Origin of the sequence: Hubeiibacter jixunmingi, assembly GCF_041928215.1 — a bacterium.
Taxonomy (GTDB): Bacteria; Pseudomonadota; Gammaproteobacteria; order Pseudomonadales; family Moraxellaceae; genus Acinetobacter.
Genome location: NZ_JBHFHK010000040.1, coordinates 1 through 21,532 on the forward strand (window position 1 = coordinate 1; position 21,532 = coordinate 21,532).

The window sequence follows — 21,532 nt, forward strand, 5'->3', positions numbered from 1 at the left end:
TATCATTTGTCGGTAGTCTTGTGAGTATGCCATAGTTATATTGTACCAATTTTATTTTTCTTTTGCTATATCTTGTATTATTTTACATCAGTAATATTTGAAATATATTACACGCCACCACCGCCCATTGATTAAGATAAATGATTTGCAACCTTACTTTCTAAAGCGATGATTTTTTCTCTTAGTGCTTGCGGAATAGCGATCTTTTGTTGCTGCGCGTCCAACGTGACAATCACCGCTTCACCAGTTGCGACAAGATCCTGCTGTGCTGTGCTATATAAACTATAATTCATCACAAAGGATGATGTACCAAGCTTCACTGTTTTTGCACCGATATACAGTGTGTCAGGATAAACAACTGCCTTGATATAACGACACTGACTAGACAAAATCACAGTGATCACATCATCAAGCTTCAAACCCAATGCTTCATAATAAGCCAAACGTGCATTTTCGATATAGCGATAATAATCGACATTATTGACATGTCCAAACGCATCCATATCACCCCATGCAACGACTTGGTTATGTATTACTGCAAAGTCTGCTGCGATAGCCGCGTGTTTATCGCCACTGTGTGTTATATTCGACATGTTTGTTGCTCTCTCTTTATCACGTTAAAAATAAATTATTCATACAGTTTCAATAACTGTAACAAATAAGGCAATAGCTCAGATCGGTCTTGCAAAGACTGTTGCAAATGCAAATAAATAATATGCTGATGCTGTGGGAATCGCTGTAATAATATTTGGGTATCTTGAACATTACCAAGCTTGGCTTGAATATACCATTCAGCGAATGCATAACTCGGTTGTGTAATTGCAAGATTTTGCCATATTTCCAGCTGTTGTTGCATCGCAATCAAAGTGTGCTGTTGCTGCTCGTCATTTTGCTGTGCCAAAAGTTTAAATGACTGTGCCAACCAAATATAGATATTATTGGGAATAAAGCTTTTGCTTAGAATTTGTTGGCTTGTATATAGACTAAAATCATCAAATTCATTAAATTCATTGCTGACTTTCAATAGACCGACCAAATTGGCAACTGACCAATTCTCCAAGGTTTTGTCTGCAAGCTGTTGATTTAACCATGTACTAAACTGTGCCTTTTCCTCTTCGCTAGCATGATGAAACTGTTGCCAAAGTGCATCAAGCCACGCTTGACGCTGTACATCATTAAAATGCACATCACAGCTCACATCAAAAATCTGCCACGGTCGCATCACGGCATAATCACGCCATAAATTTGCCAATTGTTGCTGATATGTGTCGGCCATAGGCTGTAGCCAAGGCGATAGCGGCTGTACGCTCAAAAACTCTAACTGTGTCCGCATTGCCGTATAATCTTGTTGCGATTTGGCAATTTCGATTTTGAGAATCTTACTGATTTCAAATAAGTTATAAGTATATTGCTGTAATAATTGTTGTGCTGATTCAAATTGCCCTTGTTTTAGTAATAATTTACTCTGTACCAAAGGATAGAGTAATACGGAAGCTTGATAATTATGCAATACTGCATCAGGCAGTGGCTTTTCGCCCTGTAGTAGCCAAACTATGCCAATTCGCTCATAAGGATGCAACTGTGCAAAAGATTTTGCGACACGGTACTTTGAAAGTTTTGGGCGTAAATATTGGGCGATTGCATAGCTAAAACCGAGTAACAATAACGCCAATATAAAATATAAAATCAAAATAACAAGGATATTACTTTGTAGCTGCCATCCGTGCCACTGTGCGTACACATAGCCAAAACCATAGCCAAAACTGAATAATAAAAATACGCTAATAATAACCAGTGCCAACACAATAAAGTTGAGTAAACTTAATTTCATAGGTCTATTCTCCTTTACTGGTGTGACACAGTATCTGAAGCAGGATTTGCTGTGCTTGATGCAGGCACGTTACTGGTCATCGACAGTTGGTTAGCAGGGTTTACCGTAGGCGTATTGTTTTGAGTATTAGCGTGATTGTCTGTAGTCGGTGCAGTTTGATTTTGCATTAAATTTAATGCTGATAAGGTTGGGATGGCTACATTCGCCAAATGTTGTTGCAATACAGCTTGTAACTGCTTCGCTAAATTTTGGCTATATGTGTCGGGATAACTTTCTAATCGACTGATGGTTTCAAGTAACTGTTGCTGATAAAATTGTGACTGCCCTGAGGACAATGCATTTTGTGTCAATAATAACGACAATTCAATATATCTAAATTGTAGATGACGCTCGGTCAATGCAGGAATTTTCTCAGTTTTACTGATACTAAACCAATTTCGCCAATGCCACTGACTACTTTCTGAGGAACTATTTTGAATTTGATCCAAACTTGGATTTTGTGCAAGTTGCATTCGCACTTGTTGTAATAATATATTTAATGCTTGTTGTTGGCTGGTATTCTTTTGCAAAAATGCCACCAACTGTTGTTGATCCTTATTCAGTGCATCTATCATGGCTTGATTTAAACTTTGTGCAAGACGAGGATGCTCACTCAAATCTTCTCGCAAACTAATCATTTGTAATAATGCAATATCTAGTTTTTGTTGTTTAATTAAACTATCAATAAATAACAATCGATCTTGCACCCATTGATATTGTTGCACACGTTGCTGTTCATCAAAAGTCTGATGCTGTGTTGCGGAAAGCAATGCCTTATCTTCTGATGATGTAGCTGAGCTATTGTTGCTGTTATTGGTTTGGCTTTGATTTACAGCGACCAGTTTGTCTTTTAAAGCTAAAATCTCTAAGTTCTGTTGCTCGACCTGACTGACCAAGATACGATTATTCTGACGTTCGGTATAATATAAATCATAGCTTATTTTGCTGGTTATCGCTGTGAGTAGCAACAAGAATATCGCCAAAATATAACGCATCATTAATGTTAAACCACCTTATTATTCTGCACCTTGCCAAGCATTTATCTTTTGCACTATTTCATCTGCTTGTAAAGTTTGCAATGTTGATAATTGTAAAACACCTTTCACTCTATGCTGTAGATAATCGTTTTGTAACCGTTGAGTTACTCGTTCACCTAAGACCAGATAATGATTTTGCCATAATAATTGCATATTGTCTGCTATTAATTGTTGCGACTGTAAATCTCGTTGTAGCTGTAACCAATGATGCCAACTTTGCTCACTACTAATAAGAATATGTGCAGGCAAGCTATTGAGCAGCTTTTGTAATTGTTGAATATTATATTCTGGCATTGCACGCTGATATAACAACATATTTAATACATCACAGCCATGCTGTTGTAGCTGTTGCAATAATAATGTACGTCCACCGATACCACGCCATATTGCGACCCGTTTGATCTCACCATGCTGACCATTTAAAAAATCAAATACAGCCAAGTCCAACATCCCTTCTGATGTTTCTACTTGCGGAGAGATGCTAGATACGCCATATTCAAGTAATTTTTTTTGTGTGGCTTTACCCACTGCAACCCAAGATATTTGCTGTAGTCGATTGAGTATTAGCTCATAATCGTGGGTAAATAATCGTTTTAAATATGCAAAACCAATCTCGACCGCAATCGGACTCACCACCACAATCAGATCAATGCTGGTTAATTGTTGAAACTGCTCAATTAATTTTTCTTCCAAAGGCAGAGCTTGTAACTGTAATAACGGTAACTCAAGCACAGGCTGTCCAAGCTGCTGTAAAGCTTGTGTCAGCGGTAGATTATTCTGCTGTGGACGAGTATTAATAAAATACATATTCAACCTTATTGGATATTTTAAAAAAGTACAGCAACAACTTGATACAAAAACAAAAATGACTTGAATAAAATGATATTTTATCCAAGTCTTTATTTTAAGATTATTTATCCAAGTAAATCGCTTTTAAAATATCACCTGCACCTTGGGTTAATAATTGCTGTGCCAACATGATGCCCAAAGTTTCTGCTTGCTCAGCGTCGCCATCTTGACTGGCAATCAACAGTCGCTGTCCGTCAATTTCTCCAACACGCCCTTCAATGTGTAGTTGCTGTCCATTTATTTGTGCAAAACCTGCGATCGGTACTTGGCAACCGCCTTCAAGATAGCGGTTAAAGGCACGCTCCGCTCGAACACATGTAGCAGTATCGGTATCATTTAAAAAGTCGATATAACCACGTACACGTTGATCATCAATACGGCATTCCAGACCCAAAGCACCTTGCCCAACTGCTGGCAAGCTAATCTTACCATCAATAGTATGGCGAATACGTTCTTGTAAACCCAAGCGAATCAGACCTGCACTGGCAAGAATAATCGCATCATATTCACCTGCGTCCAACTTTGCTAAGCGTGTACCGACATTGCCACGCAAATCCAGTACGGTAAGATCAGGACGCTGAGCCAAAAGCTGACAACGACGACGTAAACTCGATGTACCTACTTTTGCACCTTGGGGTAAATCATCAAAATGAGCATATGTATTGGACACAAAGGCATCAAAAGGATTTTCACGCTCACAAATCACTGCCAATTCTAAACCTTCAGGCAACTGCATTGGGACATCTTTCATAGAATGTACAGCGAGATCTGCACGACCATCCAATAAAGCATTTTCTAATTCTTTAACAAATAAGCCTTTTCCACCAATTTTCGCCAATGGCGTATCCAAAATTTTATCACCTTGTGTAACGAAAGTGACCAATTCCACCTGTAAATCAGGATGCTGTTGCTGTAAACGCTGTTGGATATATTCTGCTTGCCATAAAGCCAATGGGCTTTGGCGAGTGGCGATTTTTAGTGTCGAACTCATTGTTTAAACTCTCTATGCGTTTTATCTTGTGTATAGCCTTGACGATATTACACAAAAAATCAAGTCTATTTGTATATAATCGTTAAGCACATCACGGATTACTCAAGAATTATCGACCCTCTCCGCAACGATTGTTGGATATTGTTGTCATCATATTTGGGTTGAGCATACAGATTTGGTGTTTGATGTGTCATAGATGTATTGCTTAACCCAGTCCATACATAGATAAAATCACTGGTAAAACCATGTAAAATCAAGCAAAATAGAACTCTATTTTTATTTTAAGTAAACTTAACCCGCGAACTGTTTTTTCGCATAGGTGAATCATGAAATTTGAACATTTAGCCCAAAGTGGGCGTGCTCGTCGTGGACGTTTGACTTTGGCTCACGGCACAGTCGATACGCCTGCATTTATGCCTGTCGGGACTTACGGCACAGTCAAAGGCATGTTGCCAAGAGATATTGAAGCGATTGGTGCAGATATTATCTTGGGTAATACTTTCCATTTATATTTACGCCCTGGTTTGGAAGTGATTAAAGAACATGGCGGTTTGCATGATTTTGTCAAATGGAATAAGCCGATTTTGACCGATTCGGGCGGTTTCCAAGTGTTTAGCTTGGGGGCGATGCGTAAAATTAAAGAAGAAGGCGTGACGTTTCGTTCACCGATTGACGGTTCAAAAGTATTTTTATCACCTGAAATTTCGATGCAAATTCAACAAGTATTGAATTCTGACATTGTGATGATTTTTGACGAATGTACGCCTTATCCCGCGACAGAGCAAGAAGCACAATCATCATTACAATTGTCTTTGCGTTGGGCAAAACGCTGTAAAGATGAACACGAAAAATTAGAAAATCATAATGCTTTATTTGGTATTATCCAAGGCGGTATGTACGAGCATTTGCGTGATGAATCGCTGAATGGCTTATTGGATATTGGCTTTGATGGTTATGCGATTGGCGGTTTGTCGGTCGGTGAACCGAAAGAAGAAATGATTAAAATTCTCAATCATGTACCGAACAAAATGCCTGCCGATAAGCCACGTTATTTGATGGGTGTCGGTAAGCCTGAAGATATCGTCGAAGCAGTACGCCGTGGTATTGATATGTTTGACTGTGTCATGCCAACCCGCAATGCTCGAAATGGGCATTATTTCACCACTAATGGCGTGGTACGTATTCGCAATAGCCAATATCGTCATGATCAAGGTCCATTAGATGCAGAATGCGACTGTTATACTTGCCAAAATTTCAGCCGTTCTTATTTACATCATTTGGAAAAATGCGGTGAAATGTTGGCATCGATGCTGGGTACTATTCACAATTTGCGTTATTATCAACGTCTGACCAAGATGATGCGTGATGCCTTGGATGCAGGCACATTTGATGAATTTGTGGCTGATTTTTATGCACGTCGTGGTTTGGATGTGCCTGAATGCCCAGAATAATGGTGATTTAAAAGGCAATTTCATGCCCTAGAGTTAAAATTGGCTTGCTTTTATTGGCTGTAAATTGTACATTTTTTGGTAATTTGTGCAATTTATCGCTGTATTTATTTATACTAAAAATAAATATAAATCAATCTATTATATTTTAAATCGCATTTATTATCAGTTAATTTCAGGGAATGTTATTGAATAATGTTGTGTTATGCCATATAAAGCTAAATCTATGCTAAAATATCAGCAATTTTTTAAATTTTTTTGTAACAGGAAAATTTTATGAGCTTATTTATCGCGACCGCTTATGCGGCAGACGCCCCTCCAGCCCAAAGCCCTTGGATGTCATTTGTAATGATTGCGGTGATGTTGGCAATGTTTTATTTCATGCTGATTCGCCCACAACAAAAACGTATGAAAGAACATCGTGCATTGGTTGATAGTTTGAGTGTCGGTAGTGAAGTGGTTTTTGCTGGCGGTTTGATGGGTAAAATCACCAAAATTGATGGTGAATTTGCTGTGGTTGAACTGGGTCGTGGTAATGAAGTCAAAATCCAACGTGCATCAGTGATTTCAATTTTGCCAGAAGGCACACTGAATAATCTGTAATTTTTATGATCGCTTGTTGTCTATTTATTTTTTAATTAGAAATTTGCTTAAATTGAATTGGGCAATCAACAAGCGTTTAAATCTTTGTGAATAAAGAAGACGAACAATGCGTTATCCTGCATGGAAATATGTGCTAATCATTTTTGTATTGGCACTCAGTACCCTCTATGCGTTACCTAGCCTTTATCCAGATGAACATGCGGTTCAAATCTCTGGTGCAAAAGCAGGTACGACCATAGACAATACGGTACTTCAACGTGCCGAACAAGCACTACAGCAATCACAAATTCAAACGCATAACAACAGTTTTACTAATAACGCTGCCTTATTGCGTATCAGTGATGATAAAGCCGAAACTCAGCTCAAAGCACAAGAAGTATTACGCCGTGACTTGGGTGAAAACTATGTCGTTGCACTCAACTTAGCACCTACTACACCAGCATGGTTGCAAAAGTTACGTGCTAAGCCAGTAAAATTAGGCTTGGACTTACGTGGTGGCGTGCATTTCTTGCTTGAAGTGGATATGAACAAAGCGATTGCACAGCGTATGGACACATCAAGTGTCGATATCCGTCGTCAATTGCGTGAAAACAACATTCCATTCAATCAGCTTAGTTTGAATAATAATGTGATTACTATTCAGTTCGCCAACAACGATGACCGTGGTCGTGCCATGGACTTTTTGCGTCGTAATGGCAATGAATGGACACAGCAAGCTCAGGCAACTACTGCAGGTAGTACTTTAAATCTGACATACAGTGAACCACGTCGCTTAGAAATCGAAAGCTATGCCATTGAGCAAAACTTAACGACTTTGCGTAACCGTATTACTGAATTGGGTGTGACTGAAGCCATCGTACAACGTCAGGGTACCAATCGTATCGTGGTGGATTTACCTGGTGTACAAGACACTGCTGAAGCAAAACGTGTCTTGGGACGTACAGCCAATTTGGAATTCCGTTTAGTATCTCCACAAGCAGCTACTTTTGATCCGAACAGTGCGACTGTGCCAGCTGGTACAGAAGCGTTTGACTTTGGTGCAGTCGGTAGCGGTGATAAAGTCTTGCTTGAGCGTCAACGCATCTTGACAGGTGAGCGTGTACAAAATGCTCAAGCAGGCTTTGATCAACAAGGTGGTGGCGGTGCTGAAGTGAATATTCAGCTCGACAGTGCTGGCGGTAAATTGATGTCAGACGCAACACGTACTGCGGTCGGCAAGCAGATGGCGGTATTGTTTATTGAGCATAAACAACGTATTAGCTCAGTGCCTGATGCAACCACAGGTGCATTGACTGAAGTGCGTACACCTTATACCGAAGCACATGTGATTAACCGTGCAACGATTCAAGCAGTATTAGGTTCATCATTCCGTATTACTGGTCTAGACTCACCACAAGAAGCCAATGAATTGGCATTAATGCTTCGTGCAGGTGCATTGGCTGCGCCGATGTATTTTGTGGAAGAACGTGTAGTAGGGCCAAGCTTAGGTCAAGATAACATTGACAAAGGTATGCTTTCTACTCAAGTCGGTTTTGCTTTGGTCGCTCTGTGGATGGTGGTATTCTTCCGCTTATTCGGTTTGATTGCCAATATTGCTCTGGTGATGAACTTGGCAATGACCATTGCGATTTTATCGATCATGGGTGCAGCACTGACCTTACCTGGTATTGCAGGTATCGTGATTACCATCGGTATGGCAGTCGATGCCAACGTCTTGATCTGTGAACGTATACGAGAAGAAATCAAATGGGGAGCATCGCCCAAACAGGCCATTGTGGCAGGTTATGACCGTGCCTACACCACGATTTTTGACTCAAACTTGACCACTTTTATCGTTGCAGCAATCTTGTTTGCTATCGGTACAGGTGCGATCAAAGGCTTTGCTGTGGCACTGATGATTGGTATTGTCTGCTCAATGTTTACGGCAATCACTGTCACCCGTGCGATTGTACAATTGGTTTATGGCAAACGCCGTAATCTCAAATCATTGAGCATCTAAGGAGTAAGCATCATGACAACAGAAATGACGCCGAATGAGAAATCCTACGGTCGCTCAGATGATGAGAAAGTCATTGACTTTATGAAAGTGGCAAAGCCAGCAGCCATATTGTCAATTATCTTATCTATTGTGAGTGTATTCTTCTTGGCAACCAAAGGTCTAAATCTAGGTTTGGATTTTACTGGTGGTATTTCAGCTGAACTCAACTATGAGCAAGGGGTGAAAGCCACAGATGTACAACAAGCCTTAATACAAGCAGGATTTAAAGAACCTGTAGTGCAAAACTTGGGCGGTGAACGTGATTTGATCGTGCGTACGGCAGCAGAAGATGGTGCAAGTATGGAAAACGTACAAGCCCAAATCGAAAAAGCCGTTACTCTGCCAAATAACCCTGTCAAGGTGAGTAAAGTTGATTCGGTCGGCTCACAAGTGGGTAAAGACTTGTTTACGCGTTCAGGCGGTGCGTTGGCATTGGCATTGGTGCTGATGTTGATTTATGTCACCATTCGCTTTGAGTTTAAATTGGCAGTAGGTGCAGTATTGTCCTTATTCCATGATATTATTATGATTTTGGGCTTTTATGCCTTGTTCCAATGGCCGTTTGACTTGACTGTATTAGCAGCATTGTTGGCGGTGATTGGTTTCTCATTGAATGATAATATTGTGGTATCTGACCGTATCCGTGAAAACTTCCGTAAGATTCGTGACGTCACACCAAGAGATGTGATTAATATCTCTCTGACCGAGACTTTACGTCGTACCATCCATACATCGATGACCTTGCTTTTGGTGGTTGTAGCAATGATGGTGATGGGCGGTGATGGTCTACGTTGGTTCTCGGTGGCGATGTTTATTGGGGTATTTGTCGGTACCTATTCATCGATTTATATTGCAACGGCTTACGCCTTGTGGCGTGGTCTAGACCGTCAAAGCTTTGTGGTACAAGTCAAGCCAGAATTTGAAGGTGAAGAAGAAGTTCAGATTCCTTAATTTCTATAGATTTTGGATAAAAATAAAGAGCAGTTCGTCTGCTCTTTATTTTTTTGTGATTTTAAATCATCAGTTTTTTTCTACAAAACCTTCCGCTTTTTCTAAGCTGGTATCATTATCAAAAAACTTTTCACGTTGTTCTTCCAAAAACTTTTTCGCTTCAGGTTCAAAGACGTTTAAACGCTTTTCATTAATTAAAGTGGTTTGGTGTTGTAGCCATGCTTGCCATGCTTTTTTTGAAATCGTGGTTAAATATTCTTGTCCCTTTGCTCCTGGAAACGGTGCAAAATCCAACGCCTCTAACTCTTCTTGATATTTACGGCAAAATACGGTGTTCATGGCAGTGACCTTTCTCAAAAGACTAAATTTAAAAAATAATAAATTAGCATGATGTACGAGCAATAATTGAAAACTGAATATCTTCAAGCATTAAGCATTGGCATCAGCATAAATCCAAGCCACTTGACCCGACTGGAACGTCGCAGCAACACGTACATAAGCATCAACTTCATAGGCATCAGCTTGGGCTAATTCATCATCAGTGATGTCGAAAATTATACCATGAACTTGGTCGCTTGGCTGTTCGGTTTTGATTAACATGGGATGAAATATTTTACCACTTTTGGCAATCACATCCGCATCTAAAATTTCCACTTCACCCAAACGATAGCCAAGCAGACAATCCGCTTGACCAGTCAATTTACGTCCAAATGTTGCCAGTTGTACATTTTCTTGTTGCAATGTGCCGTAAGAAAATAGTTTTTGCATGATTAGTCTCCCAATTTTAAAGTATAAACCGCATGATCAAGAATTCGACCATCGACCAGTTCACCGTTTTTGATAATCCCATCAAAACTAAAGCCTAAACGCTCTGGAACGGCACGGCTGGATAAATTATCTATCGCCGCACGAATATCTGCAATTTGTATGGCATAGTTTTCTTTCGCAATCTTTAACATAGCACTCACTGCACGGGTCATGATGCCCTTGCCTTGATAATCTTGCGATAGCCAGTAGCCGATTTGCACTTTTTTGAGTTCATGGTCAATGGTATTAAAGCTGATATTGACCACCAATTCACCTTGATAAAAAATCGCACAGGTAAGATTCTCGCCATCAGCATATTTATGAAGCATGGCTTTAGCAAAATCGACAAACGGTTTTTCACCGTCCATTTCGGCGACCCAAGGTAGCCATTGCCCTAAATATGTCTTTTGTTGGCTGACAATTCGCCAATAGTCCTTGGCAAAACTTGGTGAAACTAAAGCAAGTGATAAGTCATCATCAATTTTTCGACTAAACATTTTATTTTTCTCATTTCTAGCGTGATTGATCAAATCTAAGCTATAAATCGCATGGTTAAAGATTTTACCATTGACCAATACGGCATTTTTGATCGTGCCATCAAAGCTAAAGCCTAAGCGTTCAGGTATCGCACGGCTAGGTAGATTGCCTTCAGAGGCTTGGATAGTAGCAACTTGCATCCCTAGCTCATCTTTAGCAATTTTTAACATGGCTTTGACAGCACGAGTCATGATGCCTTTGCCTTGATAATCTTGCGATAGCCAGTAACCAATTTCCACCTTTTTAAGGTCATGGTTAATGGTGTTAAAGCTGACATTACCGACTACTTCACCGTGATAAATAATTGTGCAATTCATCTGTTTACCATCTGCATAACCGTGCAGACTTCGTGAAGCAAAGCTATGCGAATTTTCTTCGGTATAGCTTGCGACCCATGATAACCATTCACCAAAATACGGTCTTTGGCTATCAATAATTCTAAAGTAGTCTTTTTGAAAACTTATTTGTGGTAGGGCGAGTGATAACTCATCGTCAATTTTGCGGCTGAACATGGTTTACTATCCTTGTGAATTATGATTGTAGATACTGGCACATTGCAAAAAGAAATGATATGCCGTTTATCATGATTTACGAGATAATCATAAATCGACATATCAAATCCTTATACTGATATTTGCAGCAATTAGCCTAAAGCTTGCATACGCTCACGTCCACGCACCACCGCTGCTTTGACTTGCTGTGGTGCTGTACCCCCCAAGTGATTACGGGCAGTGACTGATGCTTCAAGCGTTAAGGCTTTTTCAAATACATCTTGCTCAATCAAGCTTGAGAATTGCTGTAATTGGGGAAGGGTCAGTTCTGACAAGTCTTTATCCTCTGCCACGCCCAAAGCCACGGCTTTACCGACGATTTCATGGGCATCACGGAATGCAACGCCTTTTTTCACCAAATAATCCGCCAAATCGGTCGCAGTAGAAAAACCACGCAATGCCGCTTCACGCATTTCCGCAATATTTGGAACAAGTGCAGGAATCATATCAGCAAATGCCATCAAACTGCCACGCACCGTATCAATGGCATCAAATAACGGCTCTTTGTCTTCTTGGTTGTCTTTGTTATAGGCAAGTGGTTGCCCTTTCATCAATGTTAATAGACTAATTAAATCGCCAAATACACGTCCTGATTTACCACGTACCAACTCTGGCACATCTGGATTTTTCTTTTGTGGCATGATGCTCGAACCTGTACAAAAACGGTCTGGGATTTGTACAAATTTAAACTGTGCTGATGTCCATAAAATCAATTCTTCCGACATACGTGATAAGTGCATCATAATCAATGACGCAGCAGCATTAAACTCAATGGCAAAATCACGATCCGATACGCCATCTAGCGAATTTTCGCATACCGCTTCAAAGCCTAATAATTCCGCAGTATAAGCACGGTCGATAGGATAAGTTGTACCCGCCAAAGCAGCCGAGCCAAGCGGCATACGATTGACACGTTTACGGCAATCAATCAAACGTTCGCTGTCACGCAATAACATTTCAAACCATGCCAATAAATGATGTCCAAACGTCACAGGCTGAGCGGTTTGTAAATGGGTAAAACCAGGCATGATGGTATCGCTATTGTTTTCAGCAAGGTTTAAAATACCGGTTTGTAAACGTTGTAATAATGCCAAAATCGCATCAATTTCATCACGCAAATAAAGACGAATATCGGTCGCCACTTGGTCGTTACGGCTACGTCCTGTGTGTAGTTTTTTACCTGTAATACCAATGCGTTCGGTCAAGTGATGCTCGATATTCATATGCACATCTTCAAGGTCGATACGCCATTCAAAATTGCCGTTTTCGATATCTTTTTTGATTTGTGTTAAACCTTGAATAATATCATCACGTTCTTGTGTGGTTAAAATGCCCACTTTGGCAAGCATGGTGGCGTGGGCAATTGAGCCAGCAATATCTTGTGCGTAAAAACGCTGGTCAAATTGCACTGATGCGGTAAACTCTGCCACAAAAGCGTCTGTTGCTTCGCTAAAACGTCCGCCCCACATGCCTGAAGTGTGTTGTGATTGATTTTGTGCGTTTGCCATATCTTATCCCAAAGCTGTCTGTTATAAAGGCTTTGAGTATAACAGATAGATGTTTTTGATGGGCAAAAAAATGCTGAAAAAATAATAACAAACTTTATGATTCTTACACGTAAGGTAGAAAAGATGATTTTTTGTCGTGTATGGATATTTTGCGACTAGACATTACTTTACAAAGGTTTATGTTAAGCACAGTGAAAATAATTACATCAGGACAATTGCAATGTATGATTTTACCCAAACAATAAATTTAAAAAGCTACTTCAAAAAATCGCTACTCGGATTATGTCTCAGTATGGCTTTATCAAGTGGTTATGTCTGGGCTGCACCGAGTATTTATATCGATGATGAAGGTCGCAAAACCGATATGATGACCGATGAAAAAGTTCAGCAGATGGAACGTGATTATCCAGATAATCCTTATGTTTTATATGATGTTGGGGCGGAATATTTTCGTGGTGAACATGTTGCAAAAGACATGAGTAAGGTCAAAAAATATTGGCAAAAAGCCGCTGAAAAAGGACATACTTTTGCTCAATATAATTTGGCGATTTTATATCAAGAAGGCGAAATAGACGGTCAGCCGAATCTTGAAAAATCATTTTATTGGTTCTTGCAATCTAAAAGTTATTATTTATCGCAATATGCTTTGGGTGGTACAAAAGATTTGGCTTTGGCTCGCAAATATTATCAATTGGCAGCTGTACAAGGTAATGCCAGTGCACAAAATAATCTCGGTATTTTATATGATAAAGGCTTAGGTGTGGCAAAAGATCGACAACAGGCAAAGTATTGGTATAGCTTGGCTGCCGAGCAAGGTGAAGCCAGTGCCGAATTTAATCTAGGCAATTATTATTATCAATCGGATTGGAATATCAAAGATAATCGCGTTCAAGCCGAATACTGGTGGAAAAGAGCGGCTGCTCAAGGGCATCAAGGTGCTAAAGAATTATTGCAAAAAATTGATTTTCACTGATGCGATGGCTTTTGGTTTATAATCATAATATGATTGATAATCTATATTAAATTATGCCCGATACCATCGATGAACCCACTTTAGCTCAGAATGATTGGCGTCATTGGCTAGAGCTGATAATTTCTAGTAATATTTTTGCGGTAGTGCTTGCTATCGCAAGCCGTCCACATATATCTGAGTTAGAGGCATTGACCGTACTGGGTTACATGCTTTTTGCGACATGGGTTGCGGTCAGTTTTGCTTGCGTATCCAATTATTTACAACCACATTTACGCCGTATGCACAAATATGTGGCGATGATGTTTTGCTTTTATGTATTATTATTTATTTTGTTTTTAAGCAATGTGGCATTGAATGCATTTGCAATAGTTAGCCAACTCAATCAAACACCTTTTGACATCAGTGATTTATTTAAAAATAGCTCAAGGCATTTACTATTGGGTGGTGGTGCTGGCTTGATTTCTATTCGATATTTATATTTGCGAGAGCAATGGATCGTACAGCAACGTGCTGAATTATTAGCAAAAGTACAAGCCTTACAAGCCCGTATTCAGCCACATTTTTTATTTAATAGCTTAAATAGTGTGGTCAGTTTGATTGCGATTGACCCATTTAAAGCCGAACAGTTATTGATTGATTTATCAAGATTATTTCGAGCCAGTCTTACCGAATTAAAAGAAGTCAGCCTAGCGGAAGAAGTGAGTTTGTGTCAGCGTTATTTAAAAATTGAACAAGTACGTTTGGGTGAACGTTTGCAAGTAAAATGGCGAATTGATGGGGAAAATCGCCTTGAGCAGGTACATATTCCATTGCTGACCTTACAACCTTTATTAGAAAATGCCATTTATCACGGTGCAGAATCAATGTCAGAATCTGGCGTGGTCAGCATTTACATTGGAATTAAAGATAAATCAGTAGATATTGTGGTCACCAATACTTATCAAGTCAAAGCCAACAAACGTACTGGGCATGGTATGGCACTCGATAATGTTAGACAACGTTTGATGGTTTATTATGAAGACAGTCTGCATTTTAATGCTTCATCACAAGATGGTGTATTCACGGTGATGTTATCTTATCAATATCGATAAAATACAAAGCAATCGTTATAAATATTAGGCATAAAAAATAGGCAAGAAACTAAAAATATGTTAAATTTATCACACAAAATTAAGGTTTGAATTTTTGAGTTTAGAGCGATGACTGAAGGCTATCACAGCAATAATCCAATGCGTGTTATCATTTGTGATGATGAACACCTAGCAAGAGAAAGATTATTACGCTTGTTGAATCACTTGGGACATCAAGTGGTCGCTCAAGCCAGTACTGGTCGCCAAGCTTTATTATTGGTCGCAGAATTCCAGCCTGATGTGATTATTTTAGATATCCGTATGCCAGAGTTGGATGGAATGTCGTGCGCTGAAGAGCTCAGCAAAATGCCTACTCCACCTGCTATCATTTTTTGTACGGCTTATGATGAATATGCGATTTCGGCTTTCCGTACCCAAGCCATTTCTTATTTACTTAAACCTGTCAGTGTAGATGACTTGGCAGGTGCAATGCAAAAAGCGACTAAACTAAACCAAGCACAATTGCACGTTTTACCTAAAAATGAATCAGAACAAGCTGTTGCAGAACCACAAGAGCAAAATTTAACACGCCAACATATTACTGCTCGTCATCATCGTGGTGTAGAATTGATTGCCATTGATGATATTTATTATTTACTGGCAGATCAAAAGTATGTTTTGCTTAGACATAAAAAAGGTCAAGTATTGATAGATGAAACCCTAAAAGATTTAGAACAAGAATTTGCTGATAAATTCTTTAGAGTTCATCGCAATGCATTGATTAATAAAAATTATATTGAAGCTTTAGACCTCATTGATGGGAACTATCACGTCCGTATCAAAGAAACAGGCGATCATATTCTCATTAGCCGTCGTCACCTACCTCAAGTACGGGCGATGTTGCATCAGTTGTAGTCTGATCAGTTTTTAAATATACATACTCTATTGCATATAATTTGGGTTGTGGATGACGGCTACTCGTCATAAAGCTAAGTTTGACTTGTACATTGTCTAATATCCACGTATAACTTTGACTGTCATCAGCAATATGTTGTGACACGGTTTGATGATATATACCCAAGTTTCTCATCACATCATCCAAAGTCATCGCAAAATTTAGATTTAACGGTAAAACCGTATTTTTTAATGCATTGTTGGCATAGATCATAATATTGCTCAACTGGTCTATTTTGATAGTTTTTAATCTTTTACCGATTTCACCTTGATAAATTTTTGTCTGACAAGAAGTGACTTTAATATTTTCTAAATCATCTCGCAAAATATACACGCCTTTACGCAAAATAAGACGATTTTTTAATTGTAAATCAATCAGTAATTGTAAAAGTTCAGGGCAATCTTTGGACTGCCCTAACCCTTCCAATAATGCCTGTAATTGCTGTTGTAACTGTTTTTGATTTTCTAACGCAATGAAATCAGGCATATTTTTCCTTTGAAATCAATTATTAAAATTCGGGCGATATTCGAATGCTTCATTGGCGGCACGGTCACGGAATGGGCGAATCGCTCTACGATTCAAGCTCAAACTATTGACCAAACTGTTTGGGAAAATTTGAATATCGTTATTAAACTGCTCGACATTGCGGTTAAAGATATTGATTGCAGCACCAACATTTTCATTTTGTTCGGTGATTTCGTGCATGACTTTTTGATACAGTTCATTGGCTTTGAGTTCAGGATAGGCTTCCACTTGCACATGAATGCCACGCATCAAATCTTTAGTTTGTTGCTCAATTTGTTCCAATTGAGCCACGTCTTGGCGATCTTGATTTAAGTTTAAAATATTTTGACGCAAAGCACTGACTTGAGTCATGGTGGTATTTTCAAACTCCCCATAACGGTCAAGTAAAGGCTGTAAGTCATCCAAAATCTTGACTTTTTGACGCTCAAAGCTTGCCACATCTGCCCATGCACGTTGTGTGGCATTTTCATTGGTAATAATGCGGTTGCGTAAGGCAATAAACCAAAATACCAAAACGGCAATGAGTACTAAAATTACATAAATCATTGTTATCACTCCTATTATTGAATAACGTGATTTTAAAGTTGTAGGGTGTGAGAAACATTGTTTCGCAAGACGCACCAATTTAATACTTTTTTTGAAAGGTGCGTAAGACGCACCCTACGTACGAATTAAATTTACTCTTAAAATCAGATAATTACATTTTTATTTATCTCGAACTCACGTTAAGTAGTCTACTTTCTAAAACAAACGGTTTTAACGTCGTTTAGATTTTAGCAAATCTGCATCAGAAAAACCACGAATAATTGCCGTTAAGCTCTGTTGCATCTGCTCATAAAACGGTGCGTGCAAGGTTCGCAATGCCCCGCGTAATTCAGAAATGCTCTGTATCGGTTTAGCGGGTGCGGTGCAATGAAAAATATTCTGTTTACTCAAATAACAAAAAGCGCTCATCTCTTCATGAAAAATCAGCGAACCATCCATATGTGTCAAATTTTGAGCAAGGCATAATAAACCTTGTCCGCTGACGTTTTTCGCCAATTCCATTTCGGTTTGACCATAGACTTTAAAACGGTCATTAAACTGCACATCACTACTCTGCCATGGTACAGGATAACGCACATAATCTTTACGCTGATTGGCAACCACAAATGCCAAGGCTGGCATATCAAATATGCATGCCCCATAAAGAATTCGTTCGATATAGGCTTCTTGACCATTTTCATTTTTTGCACCGATTCGACGATCTCTTTTGATATATTTAAACAATAGTACAGGATAATCATGCCCATCGACTTGCCATGTTGTGGCGGCGATGGTGCTGACTTCATTGCCATACGTGCCTTCATTCAGATTGGGAAACCGATTTTTCACCAAAGTCAGCATATATTGCTGATTCATCACCACATTGCTATCTAAATCTGGAAATTGATGAAAACGTATATCATATTGTAATTGATAGACTTTTTCGACCAATAGCTCAATGGTTTTTTGAATATCTTGTTTGGATTCTAAAGAAAAATAAGCATATAAAATCGCCGCCCCACCCAGTAACCATGTGATAATCAATAAAATACCATAATGTGCCAAATACAGCGTCACAAAAACAATACTTATTGCCACCAGCAAAATCATTATATAACTGAATTGATTATAAAATTTTAATGCCTGTGTCGCCCCACGCCATGGATGCAAACGGTCTAAAATCTCTTGTTTATCTCTGGCACTGTAGGCAATACTTTGTAATAAGGCAAGATTATCCAACACCTTTTGGTTACTACGTCGATGAAACCGCCATGTTGATTTTAGACTGTCTATAGGCATGTTTTACGCTCAATATCTTGCTTTTGCTGAATGCTTTAAATATTAATTTACGCTTTTTATCAACATAAATCTAGCTGAATCATCCAATTAAAATCGCCCTTGCTTTTTTAAATTAGGACTTACGCAGATTTAACGTTTCCGTTCGTGGTGAGCTTGTCGAACCATAGGAAACGTTACCCTTCGACAGGCTCAGGGCGAACGTTTCTACTATTTTTGCGTAAGTCCTATAAATTTTAATTATCAATCCGATCGACCAACATCGCATCACCATAACTAAAAAAGCGATATTGTTGGCGAATCGCATATTGATAAGCATTTAATACATTTTCTCGAGTTGATAATGCCGATACCAACATCAATAACGTGGATTCAGGTAAATGAAAATTGGTTAATAATCTATCAATCACTTTAAACTGAAAACTTGGATAAATAAAAATCTGCGTATCGCCCGACCATGCTTGTAACTCGCCATCATGGGCTTGGGCAGCACTTTCCAAAGCACGGGTTGCGGTTGTGCCTACAGAAATGATTTTATTGCCGTTATTTTTGGCATTTTGAATGATTTTTACCGTATTTTCAGGTACTTCACCCCATTCGCTATGCATAACGTGTTTCTGAATATCATCGACACGTACAGGCAAAAACGTCCCTGCTCCGACATGCAAAGTGACAAAAGCAATTTGTACACCTTTATCTTTTAAACGTTGTAAAATCTGTTCATCAAAATGCAAACTAGCGGTCGGTGCGGCGACACTGGCAAGCTTGGCAGGGTCGTGAAATACGGTTTGATAGCGTTCTTGGTCGCTGTCATCGGCTTCACGATTAAAATAAGGCGGAATCGGTAGCTGTCCATATTGCTCCAAAATCGGCAAAACCGCTTGGGAAAATTGTACCAAAAATAAATTTTCATGTCGCCCTTGTACTGTGGCGGCAATGTTGTCTGCCCCGACAAAAATTTCCGTGCCGGCTTTTGGGCTATTACTGGCTTTGATATGGCAATAGGCAGTGCAATCATTCACCAAACGCTCAACCAATACTTCCAATTTTCCGCCTGATGCACGCTGTCCTTTTAGTCGAGCTTTCATCACTTTGGTATCATTCAATACCAACACATCGCCTGCATCAAATAAATCGACAATATCTTTAAATTGGCGATCATGGCATTGACCCTGTGCATCGAGACATAATAAGCGAGATGCACTACGCTCAGGCAATGGATAAGCAGCAATCAAATGCTCAGGTAAATCATAAGAAAAATCAGAAAGTTGCATCATAAAATCATTATCAAAATTGGGGTTATTTACAGACTTAAGCATAGCATAAGTTTATTTACAACACTAACAGCATATTTAATCAGAACGCATCGTTATAGAATTGACCATGAAGTGTGGATTGATGACGATTTCAAATATTTTTTGATCAAACAAAGCAATTGGATTTTTGAAGAAAACTTGAACTTTATCATCTAACAAGACTATTCTTTCTATACCCTCATCATAAACATGCGTGATTAAATTATCATTTAAAAATAATTTAACATCAATATAATCATATGAATCAGTGAGTAATACTAATTTCTTATCCAAGTATTGGAAGGTTGTACATTGAGCAAAATCAGCGGTCATAATGCTATCGCAACCATATTTTGCAATAAAATCACAACAGTCTGGAAATTGTTTAGTCATCTTCTTAAAAGACCTCAAGTAAATTTATAGCTTAAAAATGAAATATAGAACATAAATTGCACGGTTATCTATAGTAATCATAAAAATTTGGCTTAACAACCTATTTCACTGGCACTGCATATCCCTATCAAGTTCCATAAACCATTAGAATAAAGTATAAAAAACATACCAAAAAACATTAAAATGAATATTTTTAGTACAAATGACATCATTTTTTTGATTTTTCATAAAATCTTGCTTGACTCTCTGGCAAAAATCCTTAAAATACGTTGCATACACCTTCCCGAGGTGGTGAAATTGGTAGACGCGGTGGACTCAAAATCCACTGTTCGAGAGAACGTGTCGGTTCGAGTCCGACCCTCGGGACCACTATTTTATAGTGTGATAATAATAAAATTATATTCCTTCTCTCGCTTAAATTCATCTACTTTTCCATAAGCATTTAATCTATACCCCTCCTATATCATTTTGTTCGAAAAATTTATGATTGCAAAATCATCATTAGAACCTTGTAAGCCGTAAAACTTAAAACTTTCAAGTTTAACGACCTACAAATGTTCAAATCTATTTTTTAATTGCACCTATTGCACCTATTGCACCGATTGCGATTTGAATTGGCATAGTAATCACATCTACAATCATAGCTGGTAAAATTAACGCTTCTGCGATTGAGTTTTTCTGACGTACAAATCGCATATCCAATGGGTCTTTAAGTCGATAATTCACACTATTGGGATTATTGATGGCATTTGCAGCAGTCATACTGATATCAAAGTCTCTGTCATAAAATACCTTACCACTTCCTGAATCAGACATATCACGCTTGAAGCCTAGTTTCTCTAAAGCAATACGGTCTTTTTCAGTAAATTGTTCAATCGGTTTAGTAAAAAACAAGCCCGAATGTCCAACTACATTTTCAATCTTTTTATCTTTTTGATCAATAAAAAAAGTTCGTGGATTACCATTACCACTGACAAGTGAAATATGCATATAAGGCATCAAATTAGATTGTGTAACCTGTTCAAATAATTGCTGTTCTGATTGATCTAAGCTAATGATTAGACTTGATTTTTCACCAATCAAAATCAATGGATTATTGTAACCTGCGATAGGCTGGCTCGGTTTACCAATCGCGATATATTTGTCCTCAAGCAATGTTTCGTACTTAACACATTGTTCTGCATTACAACCTGCCGCATTCCACGCCACATTTGTTGCAAGACAGCCAGACAAATTAGGGCGTGTTGACAATTAACGCAAATTGATTATTGTTGCAGCCAGATAGATATTAGCAGCAAAAGATTCATCGG

22 protein-coding genes and 1 tRNA gene are annotated in these 21,532 nt (G+C 38.8%); 8 read left to right on the forward strand and 15 right to left on the reverse strand.

Annotation, left to right across the window (positions count from 1 at the left end):
* Positions 1-131: 131 nt before the first annotated feature.
* The 5 genes from ACEYX7_RS07245 to hemC form a co-directional block, all read right to left on the reverse strand.
* Positions 132-593, reverse strand: coding sequence for an acyl-CoA thioesterase (locus tag ACEYX7_RS07245; RefSeq protein WP_374803534.1), 462 nt, complete (start codon positions 591-593; stop codon positions 132-134).
* A gap of 35 nt (positions 594-628) precedes the next feature.
* Positions 629-1,831 (reverse strand): alpha-amylase family protein, encoded by a 1,203-nt coding sequence (locus tag ACEYX7_RS07250; RefSeq protein ID WP_374803536.1) that lies wholly within the window; start codon positions 1,829-1,831, stop codon positions 629-631.
* A gap of 14 nt (positions 1,832-1,845) precedes the next feature.
* Positions 1,846-2,868, reverse strand: a complete 1,023-nt coding sequence (locus tag ACEYX7_RS07255; protein ID WP_374900377.1) for a hypothetical protein — start codon at positions 2,866-2,868, stop codon at positions 1,846-1,848.
* An 18-nt stretch (positions 2,869-2,886) separates the two neighbouring features.
* Positions 2,887-3,714, reverse strand: a complete 828-nt coding sequence (locus tag ACEYX7_RS07260; protein WP_374803540.1) for a uroporphyrinogen-III synthase — start codon at positions 3,712-3,714, stop codon at positions 2,887-2,889.
* A gap of 103 nt (positions 3,715-3,817) precedes the next feature.
* On the reverse strand, positions 3,818-4,747 hold the full coding sequence (gene hemC / locus ACEYX7_RS07265; protein ID WP_374803542.1) for a hydroxymethylbilane synthase: 930 nt from the start codon (positions 4,745-4,747) through the stop codon (positions 3,818-3,820).
* Positions 4,748-5,073: 326 nt separating this feature from the next.
* On the opposite strand from hemC, the gene tgt reads away from it, so the two are divergent.
* The 4 genes from tgt to secF all read left to right on the forward strand — a co-directional run bounded on the left by tgt (position 5,074) and on the right by secF (position 9,787).
* Positions 5,074-6,198 carry a tRNA guanosine(34) transglycosylase Tgt gene (tgt, locus tag ACEYX7_RS07270; protein ID WP_374900378.1) on the forward strand — a complete coding sequence of 375 codons (1,125 nt, stop codon included), beginning with the start codon at positions 5,074-5,076 and terminating at the stop codon, positions 6,196-6,198.
* 273 nt (positions 6,199-6,471) lie between these two features.
* Positions 6,472-6,798, forward strand: a complete 327-nt coding sequence (gene yajC, locus ACEYX7_RS07275) for a preprotein translocase subunit YajC (RefSeq protein ID WP_374803546.1) — start codon at positions 6,472-6,474, stop codon at positions 6,796-6,798.
* A 106-nt stretch (positions 6,799-6,904) separates the two neighbouring features.
* Positions 6,905-8,797, forward strand: coding sequence for a protein translocase subunit SecD (secD, locus tag ACEYX7_RS07280; protein WP_374803548.1), 1,893 nt, complete (start codon positions 6,905-6,907; stop codon positions 8,795-8,797).
* Between the two features lie 12 nt (positions 8,798-8,809).
* Positions 8,810-9,787, forward strand: a complete 978-nt coding sequence (gene secF / locus ACEYX7_RS07285; protein WP_374900380.1) for a protein translocase subunit SecF — start codon at positions 8,810-8,812, stop codon at positions 9,785-9,787.
* Positions 9,788-9,856: 69 nt separating this feature from the next.
* On the opposite strand, the gene ACEYX7_RS07290 is transcribed toward secF, so the two are convergent.
* From ACEYX7_RS07290 to argH, 4 genes are all read right to left on the reverse strand, one after another.
* Positions 9,857-10,126 (reverse strand): oxidative damage protection protein, encoded by a 270-nt coding sequence (locus ACEYX7_RS07290; protein WP_374803552.1) that lies wholly within the window; start codon positions 10,124-10,126, stop codon positions 9,857-9,859.
* 90 nt (positions 10,127-10,216) lie between these two features.
* Positions 10,217-10,555, reverse strand: coding sequence for a gamma-glutamylcyclotransferase family protein (locus ACEYX7_RS07295; RefSeq protein WP_374803554.1), 339 nt, complete (start codon positions 10,553-10,555; stop codon positions 10,217-10,219).
* Between the two features lie 2 nt (positions 10,556-10,557).
* Positions 10,558-11,643, reverse strand: coding sequence for a GNAT family N-acetyltransferase (locus tag ACEYX7_RS07300; protein ID WP_374803556.1), 1,086 nt, complete (start codon positions 11,641-11,643; stop codon positions 10,558-10,560).
* A gap of 131 nt (positions 11,644-11,774) precedes the next feature.
* A complete protein-coding gene (gene argH / locus ACEYX7_RS07305; protein ID WP_374807075.1) occupies positions 11,775-13,190 on the reverse strand; it encodes an argininosuccinate lyase in 1,416 nt (471 codons plus the stop codon).
* Between the two features lie 292 nt (positions 13,191-13,482).
* On the opposite strand from argH, the gene ACEYX7_RS07310 reads away from it, so the two are divergent.
* From ACEYX7_RS07310 to ACEYX7_RS07320, 3 genes are all read left to right on the forward strand, one after another.
* Positions 13,483-14,163, forward strand: a complete 681-nt coding sequence (locus ACEYX7_RS07310) for a tetratricopeptide repeat protein (RefSeq protein WP_374807074.1) — start codon at positions 13,483-13,485, stop codon at positions 14,161-14,163.
* Between the two features lie 53 nt (positions 14,164-14,216).
* Positions 14,217-15,254, forward strand: coding sequence for a sensor histidine kinase (locus ACEYX7_RS07315; protein WP_374803564.1), 1,038 nt, complete (start codon positions 14,217-14,219; stop codon positions 15,252-15,254).
* Between the two features lie 138 nt (positions 15,255-15,392).
* Entirely contained in the window at positions 15,393-16,148 is a 756-nt protein-coding gene (locus tag ACEYX7_RS07320; protein ID WP_374803592.1) for a LytR/AlgR family response regulator transcription factor, read from the forward strand.
* Here the strand turns inward: ACEYX7_RS07320 and ACEYX7_RS07325 are convergent.
* The 5 genes from ACEYX7_RS07325 to ACEYX7_RS07345 form a co-directional block, all read right to left on the reverse strand.
* Positions 16,099-16,674, reverse strand: coding sequence for a hypothetical protein (locus ACEYX7_RS07325; RefSeq protein WP_374803566.1), 576 nt, complete (start codon positions 16,672-16,674; stop codon positions 16,099-16,101). The genes ACEYX7_RS07320 and ACEYX7_RS07325 overlap by 50 nt on opposite strands.
* 15 nt (positions 16,675-16,689) lie before the next feature.
* Positions 16,690-17,265 (reverse strand): LemA family protein, encoded by a 576-nt coding sequence (locus ACEYX7_RS07330; RefSeq protein ID WP_374803594.1) that lies wholly within the window; start codon positions 17,263-17,265, stop codon positions 16,690-16,692.
* A gap of 204 nt (positions 17,266-17,469) precedes the next feature.
* Positions 17,470-18,537, reverse strand: coding sequence for a hypothetical protein (locus ACEYX7_RS07335; RefSeq protein ID WP_374803568.1), 1,068 nt, complete (start codon positions 18,535-18,537; stop codon positions 17,470-17,472).
* Between the two features lie 233 nt (positions 18,538-18,770).
* Positions 18,771-19,808, reverse strand: coding sequence for a tRNA preQ1(34) S-adenosylmethionine ribosyltransferase-isomerase QueA (gene queA, locus ACEYX7_RS07340; RefSeq protein ID WP_374803596.1), 1,038 nt, complete (start codon positions 19,806-19,808; stop codon positions 18,771-18,773).
* Between the two features lie 78 nt (positions 19,809-19,886).
* Positions 19,887-20,222: a hypothetical protein gene (locus tag ACEYX7_RS07345; protein WP_374803570.1), complete on the reverse strand. Its 336-nt coding sequence runs from the start codon at positions 20,220-20,222 to the stop codon at positions 19,887-19,889.
* Between the two features lie 282 nt (positions 20,223-20,504).
* On the opposite strand from ACEYX7_RS07345, the gene ACEYX7_RS07350 reads away from it, so the two are divergent.
* A tRNA-Leu gene (locus ACEYX7_RS07350) sits at positions 20,505-20,591 on the forward strand.
* A 195-nt stretch (positions 20,592-20,786) separates the two neighbouring features.
* Here ACEYX7_RS07350 and ACEYX7_RS07355 read toward each other — a convergent pair.
* Entirely contained in the window at positions 20,787-21,473 is a 687-nt protein-coding gene (locus ACEYX7_RS07355; RefSeq protein ID WP_374807072.1) for a hypothetical protein, read from the reverse strand.
* Positions 21,474-21,532: the final 59 nt, after the last annotated feature.

Excerpts from the sequence above, each read along its gene's own strand:
- ACEYX7_RS07245 (WP_374803534.1), bottom strand. The coding sequence starts at position 593 with ATGTCGAATATAACACACAGTGGCGATAAACACGCGGCTATCGCAGCA.
- ACEYX7_RS07250 (WP_374803536.1), bottom strand. The coding sequence starts at position 1,831 with ATGAAATTAAGTTTACTCAACTTTATTGTGTTGGCACTGGTTATTATT.
- ACEYX7_RS07255 (WP_374900377.1), bottom strand. The coding sequence starts at position 2,868 with ATGATGCGTTATATTTTGGCGATATTCTTGTTGCTACTCACAGCGATA.
- ACEYX7_RS07260 (WP_374803540.1), bottom strand. The coding sequence starts at position 3,714 with ATGTATTTTATTAATACTCGTCCACAGCAGAATAATCTACCGCTGACA.
- hemC (WP_374803542.1), bottom strand. The coding sequence starts at position 4,747 with ATGAGTTCGACACTAAAAATCGCCACTCGCCAAAGCCCATTGGCTTTA.
- tgt (WP_374900378.1), top strand. The coding sequence starts at position 5,074 with ATGAAATTTGAACATTTAGCCCAAAGTGGGCGTGCTCGTCGTGGACGT.
- yajC (WP_374803546.1), top strand. The coding sequence starts at position 6,472 with ATGAGCTTATTTATCGCGACCGCTTATGCGGCAGACGCCCCTCCAGCC.
- secD (WP_374803548.1), top strand. The coding sequence starts at position 6,905 with ATGCGTTATCCTGCATGGAAATATGTGCTAATCATTTTTGTATTGGCA.
- secF (WP_374900380.1), top strand. The coding sequence starts at position 8,810 with ATGACAACAGAAATGACGCCGAATGAGAAATCCTACGGTCGCTCAGAT.
- ACEYX7_RS07290 (WP_374803552.1), bottom strand. The coding sequence starts at position 10,126 with ATGAACACCGTATTTTGCCGTAAATATCAAGAAGAGTTAGAGGCGTTG.
- ACEYX7_RS07295 (WP_374803554.1), bottom strand. The coding sequence starts at position 10,555 with ATGCAAAAACTATTTTCTTACGGCACATTGCAACAAGAAAATGTACAA.
- ACEYX7_RS07300 (WP_374803556.1), bottom strand. The coding sequence starts at position 11,643 with ATGTTCAGCCGCAAAATTGACGATGAGTTATCACTCGCCCTACCACAA.
- argH (WP_374807075.1), bottom strand. The coding sequence starts at position 13,190 with ATGGCAAACGCACAAAATCAATCACAACACACTTCAGGCATGTGGGGC.
- ACEYX7_RS07310 (WP_374807074.1), top strand. The coding sequence starts at position 13,483 with ATGGCTTTATCAAGTGGTTATGTCTGGGCTGCACCGAGTATTTATATC.
- ACEYX7_RS07315 (WP_374803564.1), top strand. The coding sequence starts at position 14,217 with ATGCCCGATACCATCGATGAACCCACTTTAGCTCAGAATGATTGGCGT.
- ACEYX7_RS07320 (WP_374803592.1), top strand. The coding sequence starts at position 15,393 with ATGCGTGTTATCATTTGTGATGATGAACACCTAGCAAGAGAAAGATTA.
- ACEYX7_RS07325 (WP_374803566.1), bottom strand. The coding sequence starts at position 16,674 with ATGCCTGATTTCATTGCGTTAGAAAATCAAAAACAGTTACAACAGCAA.
- ACEYX7_RS07335 (WP_374803568.1), bottom strand. The coding sequence starts at position 18,537 with ATGCCTATAGACAGTCTAAAATCAACATGGCGGTTTCATCGACGTAGT.
- queA (WP_374803596.1), bottom strand. The coding sequence starts at position 19,808 with ATGCAACTTTCTGATTTTTCTTATGATTTACCTGAGCATTTGATTGCT.
- ACEYX7_RS07345 (WP_374803570.1), bottom strand. The coding sequence starts at position 20,222 with ATGACTAAACAATTTCCAGACTGTTGTGATTTTATTGCAAAATATGGT.